The sequence below is a fragment of the Zoogloea sp. genome (genome assembly GCF_030157465.1).
GTDB lineage: Bacteria > Pseudomonadota > Gammaproteobacteria > Burkholderiales > Rhodocyclaceae > Zoogloea.
On the sequence record NZ_JAOAUU010000123.1, the window covers coordinates 1 to 11,176 of the forward strand.

The 11,176-nt window shown below is 61.3% G+C and carries 11 protein-coding genes and 1 pseudogene; 8 read left to right on the plus strand and 4 right to left on the minus strand.

Annotation, left to right across the window (positions count from 1 at the left end; translation table 11 throughout):
• A partial coding sequence (locus Q1W26_RS14580) for a hypothetical protein (RefSeq protein WP_300441638.1) occupies positions 1-398 on the plus strand: 398 nt, incomplete at its 5' end.
• A gap of 4 nt (positions 399-402) precedes the next feature.
• On the opposite strand, the gene Q1W26_RS14585 is transcribed toward Q1W26_RS14580, so the two are convergent.
• On the minus strand, positions 403-1,017 hold the full coding sequence (locus tag Q1W26_RS14585) for a DUF938 domain-containing protein (protein WP_300441641.1): 615 nt from the start codon (positions 1,015-1,017) through the stop codon (positions 403-405).
• Positions 1,018-1,193: 176 nt separating this feature from the next.
• On the opposite strand from Q1W26_RS14585, the gene Q1W26_RS14590 reads away from it, so the two are divergent.
• The 4 genes from Q1W26_RS14590 (at position 1,194) to Q1W26_RS14605 (ending at position 6,606) form a co-directional block, all read left to right on the plus strand.
• On the plus strand, positions 1,194-2,210 hold the full coding sequence (locus tag Q1W26_RS14590; protein ID WP_300441643.1) for a Fe(3+) ABC transporter substrate-binding protein: 1,017 nt from the start codon (positions 1,194-1,196) through the stop codon (positions 2,208-2,210).
• Between the two features lie 326 nt (positions 2,211-2,536).
• Positions 2,537-3,922, plus strand: coding sequence for a DUF1329 domain-containing protein (locus Q1W26_RS14595; RefSeq protein ID WP_300441646.1), 1,386 nt, complete (start codon positions 2,537-2,539; stop codon positions 3,920-3,922).
• Positions 3,923-3,950: 28 nt separating this feature from the next.
• Entirely contained in the window at positions 3,951-5,591 is a 1,641-nt protein-coding gene (locus Q1W26_RS14600; RefSeq protein WP_300441649.1) for a DUF1302 family protein, read from the plus strand.
• 238 nt (positions 5,592-5,829) lie between these two features.
• Entirely contained in the window at positions 5,830-6,606 is a 777-nt protein-coding gene (locus Q1W26_RS14605) for a hypothetical protein (protein ID WP_300441652.1), read from the plus strand.
• Between the two features lie 165 nt (positions 6,607-6,771).
• On the opposite strand, the gene Q1W26_RS14610 is transcribed toward Q1W26_RS14605, so the two are convergent.
• The 3 genes and pseudogenes from Q1W26_RS14610 to Q1W26_RS14620 all read right to left on the minus strand — a co-directional run.
• The gene (locus Q1W26_RS14610; RefSeq protein ID WP_300441655.1) at positions 6,772-7,719 is read right to left on the minus strand and encodes a hypothetical protein; all 948 of its coding nucleotides are present in this window, start codon (positions 7,717-7,719) and stop codon (positions 6,772-6,774) included.
• Positions 7,713-8,390: a hypothetical protein gene (locus Q1W26_RS14615; protein ID WP_300441658.1), complete on the minus strand. Its 678-nt coding sequence runs from the start codon at positions 8,388-8,390 to the stop codon at positions 7,713-7,715. The genes Q1W26_RS14610 and Q1W26_RS14615 overlap by 7 nt, the downstream gene beginning before the upstream one ends.
• A gap of 287 nt (positions 8,391-8,677) precedes the next feature.
• Positions 8,678-9,226 (minus strand): annotated as a pseudogene (locus Q1W26_RS14620) (efflux RND transporter permease subunit); the annotation flags it as partial.
• On the opposite strand from Q1W26_RS14620, the gene Q1W26_RS14625 reads away from it, so the two are divergent.
• From Q1W26_RS14625 to thiE, 3 genes are all read left to right on the plus strand, one after another.
• Positions 9,194-9,421 (plus strand): hypothetical protein, encoded by a 228-nt coding sequence (locus tag Q1W26_RS14625; protein ID WP_300441667.1) that lies wholly within the window; start codon positions 9,194-9,196, stop codon positions 9,419-9,421. The pseudogene Q1W26_RS14620 and the gene Q1W26_RS14625 sit on opposite strands and share 33 nt — an antisense overlap.
• Before the next feature lie 163 nt (positions 9,422-9,584).
• A complete protein-coding gene (gene thiM / locus Q1W26_RS14630) occupies positions 9,585-10,424 on the plus strand; it encodes a hydroxyethylthiazole kinase (protein ID WP_300441661.1) in 840 nt (279 codons plus the stop codon).
• Positions 10,417-11,082 carry a thiamine phosphate synthase gene (gene thiE, locus Q1W26_RS14635; protein ID WP_300441664.1) on the plus strand — a complete coding sequence of 222 codons (666 nt, stop codon included), beginning with the start codon at positions 10,417-10,419 and terminating at the stop codon, positions 11,080-11,082. The genes thiM and thiE overlap by 8 nt, the downstream gene beginning before the upstream one ends.
• Positions 11,083-11,176: the final 94 nt, after the last annotated feature.

Below are 11,176 nucleotides of genomic sequence, written 5' to 3' on the forward strand. Positions count from 1 at the left end.
GGCAGTGGATGAGCGGCGGCATGATGATGATCGGCGACATGTTCAACGAAGGCCTCAAGTGGCGCGTTGGTGCGCTGCTCAATGAGCTTTCGCAACACCGCGAGCCGCAACCGGCGATGGCGCCCCAGGGTAACAACTGGGGCTTTGTGCAGTCGGGCAACTGGTGGCCGGCAGAACTCGGTTCGCCGTCGAGTTCCGGCAGCCAGAACGATATGGCCTACGCCTGGTTCCCCAATTCCAGCAAGTTGCTGGTCAAGCTGTCGGGCAATGTTTTCGCCTTCGATACCGGCAACCTGTCGATCTACGGCGTGCAGCAGCAACAGGGTGACGGCATCGGCTCCATCGTGCTGAACACCTCGAACGGCCCGATGGGCCTGCTGGGCCTCAACCGGACCTGAGCTTTCAGGGCGCCGCCGCCGGGCGGCGCCAGCTGAGACAGCGATTGTTGGCCGGCATGGCCCGGTCGTCCACCAACGCAAAGCCGACGGCGCGGGCGAGGGCGTCGACGGCTTCAAAGTCGCGGATGCCGCGCTTCGGGTTGTCGGCGCGCAAGGCAAGGTCGAATTCGGCGTTGCTGGCGCTGGTAAATTTGCCGCCGTAGTTGAACGGGCCGTAGATCACCAGACGGGCGTCCGGCGCGAGGACGCCCGGCAGCGCGGCAAAAAACGCCTCGACTTCCGCCCAGCCCATGATGTGCAGGGTGTTGGCGGTAAAGATCGCGTCGAATTGCGTGCCCGGCCAGCGGGCCGTGACATCCAGCTGCAGCGGCGGTGGCGTGTTGGGCAGAGCCGCTTCGGCCAGCCATTGGCTGATGCCGGCGAGCCAGGGCGCGCGGTCGCTGGTTTGCCAGACGAGCCGGGGCAGGGCGGCGGCAAAATGCACCGCATGCTGGCCCGTGCCTGAACCCACTTCGAGCACCCGGCGGCGATCGGAAAAGTGCTCCATCAGCACGTTCAGAATGGCATCGCGATTGCGCTCGCAGGCGCCGGACCAGGGTTTTTCAGGCAGGATTCGCATCGTTTGTAAGGGGCTGGAAGTTGGGCAGAATCATGGCCCGTGCGCTTTTGGCACGGTTCGTCGGCAATGATAACAAAATGCGAATTGTTCGCATTTACATTTCTCTTCGGACTGGTTAGACTACGCCTCGACGTATTCATCCTTGCCCCTCGCGATCCTATCCCGGAGCCCAGTCCATGAAGTTCAAGTCCACACTGCTTGCTGCTGCCCTCGCGAGCCTGGCTGTTTCTGCCCAGGCCGAAGAAAAAGTGATCAATCTCTATTCGGCCCGTCACTACCAGACCGACGAAGCCCTCTACACGGATTTCACGAAGCAGACCGGCATCCGCATCAACCGGATCGAAGGCAAGGAGGACGAACTCCTCGAGCGTATCCGCAACGAAGGCGCTAACAGCCCGGCCGATATCCTGCTCACCGTGGATGCGGCGCGTCTGGCCAAGGCCCACGAACTCGGGCTGTTCGCGCCGGTAAGCTCCCAGGTGCTGGAGTCGCGGATTCCGGCCCACTTGCGCAGTGACGACTGGTTCTCTTTTTCGACCCGCGGGCGCGTCATCATCTACAACAAGATCGGCGTTAAGGCGGACGACGTGCGCACCTACGACGATCTGGCCAAGCCGGCGCTGAAGGGCAAGCTGTGTTCCCGTTCGGGTTCCCACCCCTACAACCTGTCGCTGGGCGCTTCGGTGATTGCCCACCAGGGCGAAGCGAAGGCGGAGGAGTGGGCGCGTGGCATGGTTGCCAACTTTGCCCGTGCGCCCAAGGGCGGCGACACCGACCAGATCAAGTCCGTGGCTGTTGGCGAATGCCAGGTGGCGCTGGCCAACACCTATTACGTGGCGCGGATGATGCGTTCCACCAAGCCCGAAGACCAGAAGCTGATGGAAAAGGTCGGCGTGGTGTGGCCCAACCAGGCGACCACCGGCACCCACATCAACGTGTCCGGCGCCGGTGTCTTGAAGCACGCGCCGCACAAGGAAGCCGCGGTCAAGTTTCTTGAATACCTGGCCTCCGACGATGCCCAGCGCTACTTTGCCGATGGCAACAACGAATGGCCGGTGGTGAGCTCGGTAAAGGTTTCCAACCCCGCCCTCGAAGCCCTCGGCAAGTTCAAGGCTGACACCCTGCCGGTGAAAAAGCTGGAAATGTTCCAGGTAAAAGCCCAGATGATCTTCGATCGGGCCGGCTACAAGTAAATCCATCCAGCCCCGAGATGTGACAACGCCCCGTGCAATGCGGGGCGTTTTTTATTGCTCTGTCACCTTGCGCCGGTTGCAGGGTAAGCCCTCGGCCAACCCATCTTCCCGTAGCCGCTTGGCTCGCTAAACATGGTGTCTCGTACGCATAGAAGTATCGCCCCTGCGAGGGGCGGCTAGTCCTCTCGGACGATGTTCCGCTTGCGGCTTCAACAAAGAATGGTCACGGATGAAACAAGGGGGCACACCCCGCCGGTATCGGCAGTTCATCTTCAAAACAACCATTCCGCTCAAGAAGCCATTCGCACCCGGAAGGAGACTCCCAAATGAAAAAAACCCAGCCCTGGGTTCCTGTAATCACGACCCTGGCCCTGTCGCTCGCGGCTGCCAACGTCTACGCCAAGGTGACCGAGGCCGAAGCCGCCAGACTCGGCAAGGAACTGACCTGTGTTGGCGCCGAAGCCGGCGCCAACAAGGATGGCAGCATTCCGGCCTTTTCCGGCAAATGGCTGGGCACCCCTCCCGGCGTCAAATACACCCCCCACGTGGGCCAGCACCCGGTGGACCCGTTTGCCGCCGACAAGCCCCTGTTCGTGATCACCCAGGCTAACGCCGGCCAGTATGCAGCGCGCCTGAGCGACGGCCAGAAGGCGCTCCTCGCCCGCTTCCCCAATTCCTACAAGATCCCGGTCTACCAGGGCCGCCGTGAATTCCGTTACCCCGACAAGATCTGCGATCTCGCCAAGAAGAACGCCCGCGAAGCCGATCTCATCGACAACGGCTTCGGCTTCACCGGGGTGATGGGCGCCATTCCCTTCCCGATCCCCAAGCACCCCATGGAGGTGCTGGCCAACCATAACTTCCCGTACCGGGCCTTCATGGAGGACAACCGTGGCCGGGACATCGCCGATGTGAACTCCAAGGGGGTCATCACCTGGGGGCGTCAGTTCAACCGGAACATGAACGTCGTAACCATGCCCGAGAACCTGGGCAAGCCCATGGAGGGCACCATGGCCTACGCCATGACCGGCACCCTGCTGCCCGAGCGCGACAAGGGCACCATGACCACCTCCATCGAGCCGGTGAACTTTGCCAAGGGCAAGCGCCTGGCCTGGAACTACGACCCCGGCACCCGTCGCGTTCGCCAGCTGCCGCAGTATGGCTACGACACCCCGCTGGCCGGCTCCGGCGGCAAGCTCACCATCGACCAGGACCGCCTGATGAACGGCGCGCCGGACCGCTACGAGTGGTCGCTGCACGGCAAGCGCGAGATGTACATCCCCGCCAACACCTACAAGGTGCACGAGAAGGGGCTCAAGTACGACGACATTCTCAAGCCAGGCCACCCCAATCCCGAACTGCAGCGCTATGAGCTGCGCCGCGTGTGGGTGCTTGAAGGCAAGCTCAAGGACGGCTACCGCCACCCCTTCGGCAAGCGCGTCATGTTCATCGATGAAGACACCTGGCACGCCGTGGCCGGCGACTACTACGACACCCGCGGCCAGCTCTGGCAGCACGCCGTCATCAACTACTACTACGCCTTCGACATGAACGCCTGGCACGCCGGCACCAGCTTCTACCACGACCTCAATTCGGGCAGCTACGTGGCCTACAACCTCTTCCAGGAGCGTGACATCGGCCCGATCCTAAACAAGGGCGACATGAACGCCGACCAGTTCACCCCGGCCGCGCTGCGCTCCGCCGGCAACTGACCCAGCGCACATCAGGGAGACAAGCAGAATGAAAAAACACACCGCGCTTCGCCCTCTGGCGCTGGCCCTGCTGGGCGCCGGCATCGCCGCCCCGGCCTTCGCCGGCGAGGCCATCGAGCTGGATAACGGATACAAGCTGGACTGGCGGGTCAATTCCACCTACACCCTGTCCACCCGCCTCGAGAACCAGGACCCTAAAATTTCCGCCTACTCGGGCGGCAATGACGGCAACAACAACTTCGACAAGGGCAGCCTGACCGCCAACCGCCTGAGCCTGCTGCTCGACACCAGCATCACCAACGGCGTGAATGGCCTGGTCTTGTCCGCCTCCACCTTTTACGACGACGTTTATCACCAGACCAACGACAACCCGGGCCCGGTGAACAAGCCGGGCGCCGCCGACGAATTCACCCGCGACGCCCGCCGCTTCCACGGGGGCTACACCCGCCTGCTGGATGCCTACGTCTTCAACACCTTCGATCTGGGCGACGGCCGCCGCGCCAACGTGCGCCTGGGCCGCCACGTGGTGTCGTGGGGTGAAGGCCTGTTCTTCCCCAGCATCTCCCTGGCCCAGGGCCCGGCGGACGGCACCAAGACCGGCATCGTCGGCACCGAAACCAAGGATCAATTGCTGCCGGAAGACCAGGTTTCGACCCAGATCGAAATGTCGCCCAAGTGGTCGCTGCTCGGCCACCTGCAATTCGGCTTTCACACCACCATCGCACCGGCGCCGGGCTCCTTCCTGAGCAGCGCCGATTCCACCGGGCCGGGCGGCACCTGTCTGCAGCCCTACCGGGCCGTGGGCGGGCGCTCGGTGTGCTCCTACGGCTCGAGGGGCAACGACATCGATCCGGGCAACACCCCCCAGTGGGGCGTGGGCACCCGCTACCGGGTGACGGATGAGACGGAACTCGGCCTGTACTACCTCAACTACCACGACCGCTCGCCGCTGCCGACGATCAACGCCTTCAATGCCACCTCCGGTGCGCTGGGGGGCGGTTCGTACAACGTCCGCTACTTCGACAACATCAAGCTGATCGGCGCCACCTTCAGCACCTCGGTGGGCGCCGCCTCCATCGCCGGCGAAGTGTCGTACAAGCAGGGCGCCCCGGTGCTGGTGAAAACCCTGGTCAACCCCCGCGCCCCCGCGCTGGCCAGCAGCTACCTGCCCACGCCGACCCGCGGCGACATCCTCCAGGCCAACCTCAACACCATCTGGAACCTGGAACGCACCGCGCTGGCCGACCAGACCACCCTGACCGCCGAAGTCGCCTACGTGACCATCGGCAGCATCGATGCCGCCAACGCCCCCGGCGCCGCCAGCACCACCATCTTCCCGAAGAGCAAGGAACTCTTCTTCGGCTCCAACTACGGCCTGGCCGCCTCCGGCACCCTGGCCCTCGGCTACCCGGGCATCGTCGAAGGCTGGGATCTCAGCGTCCCCATCAGCCTCTCCCGCCAGCTCAAGGGCCGCACCATCACCGGCGGCGTCGGCGGGGAAGGGGACATGCGCGCCAGCATCGGCGCAAACTTCACCTACAAGCGCAACCTCCAGGTCGGCGTGACCTACATGGGCTACTTCGGCAATGCGGAAGTGGTGAACCAGCGCGAATTCCGGGCACTGACGGACCGGGATCAAGTGTCGCTGGTGATGAAGTATTCGTTCTGAGATTGACAGGCGGGCGGGCGGCTGGAGGGCTGCCTGCCGGTGCCATTGCCCGGTCAGAGTCGAAAGCCTGGGACTGGGATTGAAGGTGTCAGGTGCGAAGCAAATACGCCCGGTTTTCCGGGCGTGTTTGCGTTGATGGGGGGATGGTTCTTTGGGGGAGTGTGGTGTGTTGGGTTGTCGGGTGTGACAAGTGGTTCGTAGGACTATAATTCTTGCGAAATTAAATGGGACATTCAACATGCAGGCACAATCTGCTTTACCAGCGCCGCCGACACAACGGGTCATCTACATCAATTTTCTAGGCACTGCTCGAAAAATACTGGTCACCCTCAGCATTTTGGTATTGATCGCAACAAATATTGCCACCTTGATGAGCGACACGTTCCATGGTCTGGCCTTCGATACACTGAGTCGGATGCTTTATTCCATTTTCACTGACAAGGCATCAGATCTACTTCGCGGCAGTCCAATAGTTGTTCGCAAAACCGATTTTGTGCGGCTAACTACCGTCATTGAGGCAAAGGAATCTCAACTTTCTAGACAAGTCAGCCATCTGGAGCAAGATAGAAATAAGCTCAAGGGAGAAAACAATGCGTTGTCCGAGAACAACCGGAAGTTGAAGGCAGACTATGACGACCTAAATTTCAAGCACAAGAAGCTCACTACAGACAATGATGCCCTGAGAACCAAGAATGTCGAATTAGCAAAATATAATGACACGCTGAAGACGAATAATTCCGAACTCGTTCAGGTACAAGCCCGACGAGATGCTGCTGCCAAAAAGCTATCCAGTAGCGTAGCACCCAGGGTAATCCACACTGCCACACGTGCAGCCTCCAGCCTCCCTGCAAAGGTCGCCCCCCTAGCCGGTGCCGCAGTGGCTGTCGGAATGACTCTGTGGGACATAAAGGACATGTGCGACACACTGCACGACATCAATGAAATGAATCTAGCATTTGGGCACCCTGCTGCTGACACGCGGAGGGTTTGTGGGATTAAGGTGCCATCTTTTTGAAAAATGGCATAGCTGCAACTGAGTACATCCGGCCAGAAGGAGAAATTCGATGATTCCAGAAACTTGCCATCTGAACGACCGCTGAACTTCGCAACTTGCCGGACGGGGGTAATTCCGCCTCATCGGCTGTTGTGGTGTGGTTTGCCGCGATCAATCCCTATCTAACTAAGTCACCTTCAAAATCAGCAGCGGTTTCTCTTTTTCCCGTTCCAAACTCGCAATGTATTCCCCACCATCGATTTTGCAGGTACGCAGATAATCGATGAGATAAGGCTTGCTGGCTGCAGCATCGGTGGCGTCACGAAGCACTCGAACCGTGGCAAGGCCGTCGCATGTTGGTGCGTTGAAAGATACCGGGGTTAGGGGGTCAAAGAGATTCTGGTATTCCGAGGCAATACTCTCCGATATTGCTAGTGCATGGCGCAACTCGTTCGTCCGCATGCGGCAGTCAATACGAACGTTGTTGCAGAGCATGAGAACTTGCGCCAGTTGCCAAAAAAGCTCCCGGTTGATCCGTCCCTTTGCAGAGATCATGAAGGCAACCTCACCCTCGAAGTAAGCCGCCTGCTCGGCGAGTCCGCTGGTAACTTCTGCATACTCGGGACGCGGGTCGGAAAGTGCGTCGGCCTGCCGAGCCCGCTGTACCAAGCTTTTGGTCCGCGACATGTGCATCCGAAGGGCCGCCTTTTGCTGGCTTTCGAAGCCCGCAGTGACGGTGTCCATGAGCTGATCAATCTTTCCGTCGAGCGAATTGAAACGCTTATGCATATACAAAAAGCCGGCGACGCTGACGCCGACACCGACCAGAGAGACACCCAGTGTGGCGACCTGAAGCAACTGGAGCGTCTCCATCATGGCCTTCAGCTGGCCCACCTGAACGGCGGTGTAAAGACCCGAACCGACGTTGATTGCATCCGTCCCCAGCGATAGGGGGGTCGGGATTCCTGAGCCCACCATGGAGAGCAGGGACTGGGCGACGCCGCTCTCCTGCATATGGCCCACGATCTTGCCAGTGCCAGCGTCCTTGAGGATGGTTCCATAGCGGATTACATCGCCGGCTTGGACAGCCGCCCAAAATCTCGCAGGGTAGTCGAATTGAGTCGGACTCAACATGAGGGCTTTTCCTCGATCAACTGGCGGGCCAGTCGCGTTGCCTGAGCACAATAGGTTTCAGCAATTCCGGTGTCGCCAAGCATCAGTGACTTGATGCTGGCGTGGATCGCACCGCGGTTTTTCGGCTTGAATCCAATATCGCCAACGCAATCACATTCGGAGTCAGACCAATCTTTCTTGAAGACGAAGTTTAATTGTCCCGGCAACATCCATTTCCCAGCGTGAGCGGCAAGCTTTTCTTCCTCCTGCCTCAGGCTGGAGAACAAGGGCACCCGTACTTCACGGATGAATGCCCCCTGAAGGACCTCGCTCGCCGACTTGGTGATCAGTTGCCTGAAGAAGCTGACTTCATCCAGTTCTGAATCGATTCGCTGGATAAATGCATCGTGCAGGTCGGAAACTCTCTGGGTGACTTGAGCATGGAATCCGTCACGCCAATCGAGAACCTCGCGCCGGAAGGCCAGATAGTCGAGTTTTCCGGGGTCGACGAGAGAATCGATCCTCTCGCCATCCCGGTTGGCAGGACTTTCCGTGGTCGGTTGCTCTACTTTCGGTTGCCAGCCGGGCATGAATGAGCGGATGTCGCGGTTCAGAAATGCGATTGTCTTTTGCCACAGTCCTTCGGATGCGTGAGGGGCAACAGTTGCTGCGCCGGTTTCTTTGATTGTCATGTAGATGGCTGGTTTGACTTTCAGTTCTATTGACGATCTATTTGGTTAGTACGGTAAGAGGTCGGGAGCACAATGAAGCGCATTTCTATTTTACTTATTATTTTTGAATTTAGGGTTGATGCTGCGTAGGTTGTTAGTTGCCCGCAGAGTTCACCGAGCCAATACAAGTCGTCGTGCCCCCCAGAACAAAAAAAAGCGGCCAACCCAAGTCAGCCGCCTCAATCCCCATCAGTCAATCAGAGAAACCCCCGGTGCTTTCGCGATGCACCGGATCTTCCCTTTCCCCATCAAGAATGCACCAACCCCCGCCCCCGTGCCTTCTCCGTGCTTCCCACCCCCAGCCACACCGCCAGCGCCGGTAGCAAAAATATCGCCCCCAGCACGTTCACCAGGAACATGAAGGCCAGCAGGATGCCCATGTCGGCCTGGAACTTTAGGGCCGAGAAGACCCAGGTGCCGACGCCGATGGACATGGTAACGGCGGTGAATACGGCGGCGGTGCCGCGTTGGCGCATGGCTTCGTAGAAGGCTTCGCGGAGCGGCAGGCCGGCGTGGGTCATTTCGTGCTGGAGGCGTTCGTAGATGTAGATGCCGTAGTCGACGCCCACGCCCACGCCAAGGGCGATCACCGGCCGGGTGGCAACCTTGAGGCCGATGCCGAGCAGGGCCATCAGGGCATTGCACATGATGGTGACGATCACCAGGGGCACGATGACGCACAGCACGGCCCGCCAGGATCGGAAGGTGATCCAGCACAGCAGGGTGATGGCGCCGAAGATGGAGGCGAGCATCTGGATTTCGGCATGTTCGACGGCTTCGTTGGTGGCGGCGGCGAGTGGAGTGATCGTCCTTCCCCTCCTCAACAGCTTTCCGCTCCCGCGACATTCTTCCTTTTTTACAGTCCTGGGCATGCTCCCGGCGAGGAGCACCCCGGGCTTTCCCGTTCAAACGGCCAGATCCGCCATCCGGCAATCATTGGGCTTTTGTCGCACGGCGCCGCTTTTTGTGTGTTAATGCATTGTTATAATTAACAAATACTGGTCGACTCGATGACCGATCGGAAAGAGAAACCCCGGATCCCTGCCGGGGTTTCTGCTTTATGGATGGCGGCCATGCCCGGGAAGGGCACAAACGCCCGAGAATGAGCTCAATGATGAATCGGGTCGTCGACCCTGTTTGAAAGGATGTGCCTTCATGCGCCAAACCCCACTCGACGCCACCGCGCTCTGGGCGGATCTTCAGGCTGTCCGCGAGCATGCGCCGCTGGTGCACAGCATCACCAACCTTGTGGTGATGAACTTCAATGCCAACGCCTTGCTGGCCGTGGGCGCCTCGCCGGTGATGGCCCATGCCGAGGAGGAGGTGTGCGACATGGTCGGCATCGCCCAGGCGCTGGTGCTCAACATCGGAACGCTGGAGCCGGCGTGGATTCGCGCCATGGCGCTGGCGCTGCAGGCGGCCCGCGAGAAGGGCATTCCGGTGGTGCTGGACCCGGTGGGCGCGGGGGCCACGCCTTATCGCAACGCGGCCTTGTGCGGCCTGCTTGAGACCGGCGCGCCGACGGTGGTGCGCGGCAATGCCTCCGAGATCATGAGCGTTGCGGGCCTGGCGGCCGTAACCCGGGGTGTCGATAGCGCCGCCTCGACCCACGAGGCCGCCGACGCCGCGCAGGCACTCGCCCGCAAGCTGGGGGCCGTGGTGTGCGTGAGCGGTGCGGATGATCTGGTGGTCGATGCGTCCGGCCGACGCGCCACGCTGTCAAACGGCCACCCGTGGATGACGCGGGTTACCGGCGTGGGGTGTTCGGCCAGTGCGCTGGTCGGGGCGTTCGCCGCGGTTCAGCCCGACGCCTGGCGGGCTACGCTGGCGGCGATGGCCTGTCTGGGCGTGGTCGGTGAAATGGCGGTCGAACGCACCCAGGCGCAAGGCGGCGGCGTTGGACGCCTGCAGATCGAACTGCTCGATGGCCTGCACCTGCTCGACCGGGATTCCTTTGTCACGCGCCTGCGGATGGTGGTGCATGGGCATGAATGACCGCGATGCCGGAAAGCTGCCCCTGGAAGCCCTGCGCCTGCACCTGGTAACCGACAGCGCCCTGTGCGGCGCGCGCGGCATTCTGGCAGTGGTCGACGCCGCGGTGCGGGGCGGCGTCAGCTGCGTTCAGCTGCGCGAAAAATCCCTCGATACGCGCGCCTTCGTCGAACGTGCGCGGGCGCTCAAGGCCTGGCTTGGGCCGCTCGGGGTGCCGCTGCTCATCAATGATCGGGTTGACGTGGCGCTGGCCTGCGGTGCCGACGGCGTGCATGTCGGCCAGAACGACATGGCGCCCGAGGACGTGCGTCGCCTGATGCCGGGCGGCCTGATCGGCCTGTCGGTGGAATCGCTGGCACAGCTGGCTGCCGCCGAGCGTGCGCCGGTGGATTACTACGGGATCAGCCCGGTTTTTGCGACCCGCAGCAAGCACGACGCGGCTCCGGCGCTGGGTCTGGAGGGGTTGCGGGCCATCCGGGCAGGCACCCGGCGTCCGCTGGTCGCCATCGGCGGCATCGATGCCGGCAATGCGGCGCAGGTCATGGCCGCCGGCGCCGACGGCCTGGCCGTGGTCAGCGCACTTTGCAGCAGCGCCGATCCGGAGGCCGCCGCGCGGGATCTGCGTGCCCGCATGTTGCCAGGTGGCCGTGTTTATGGTTGAGCTTTTACTGGGTGGCTTTCCCGTGTGTTGCGTCACATTGGCCGGGTCTCGCCCCGGCGGGCGACCTTCTTTCTTGTTGTACGACAAGAAAGAA

Coding starts and splice junctions, on each gene's coding strand:
- Q1W26_RS14585 (WP_300441641.1), bottom strand. CDS start 1,017: ATGCGAATCCTGCCTGAAAAACCCTGGTCCGGCGCCTGCGAGCGCAAT.
- Q1W26_RS14590 (WP_300441643.1), top strand. CDS start 1,194: ATGAAGTTCAAGTCCACACTGCTTGCTGCTGCCCTCGCGAGCCTGGCT.
- Q1W26_RS14595 (WP_300441646.1), top strand. CDS start 2,537: ATGAAAAAAACCCAGCCCTGGGTTCCTGTAATCACGACCCTGGCCCTG.
- Q1W26_RS14600 (WP_300441649.1), top strand. CDS start 3,951: ATGAAAAAACACACCGCGCTTCGCCCTCTGGCGCTGGCCCTGCTGGGC.
- Q1W26_RS14605 (WP_300441652.1), top strand. CDS start 5,830: ATGCAGGCACAATCTGCTTTACCAGCGCCGCCGACACAACGGGTCATC.
- Q1W26_RS14610 (WP_300441655.1), bottom strand. CDS start 7,719: ATGTTGAGTCCGACTCAATTCGACTACCCTGCGAGATTTTGGGCGGCT.
- Q1W26_RS14615 (WP_300441658.1), bottom strand. CDS start 8,390: ATGACAATCAAAGAAACCGGCGCAGCAACTGTTGCCCCTCACGCATCC.
- Q1W26_RS14625 (WP_300441667.1), top strand. CDS start 9,194: ATGTTCGACGGCTTCGTTGGTGGCGGCGGCGAGTGGAGTGATCGTCCT.
- thiM (WP_300441661.1), top strand. CDS start 9,585: ATGCGCCAAACCCCACTCGACGCCACCGCGCTCTGGGCGGATCTTCAG.
- thiE (WP_300441664.1), top strand. CDS start 10,417: ATGAATGACCGCGATGCCGGAAAGCTGCCCCTGGAAGCCCTGCGCCTG.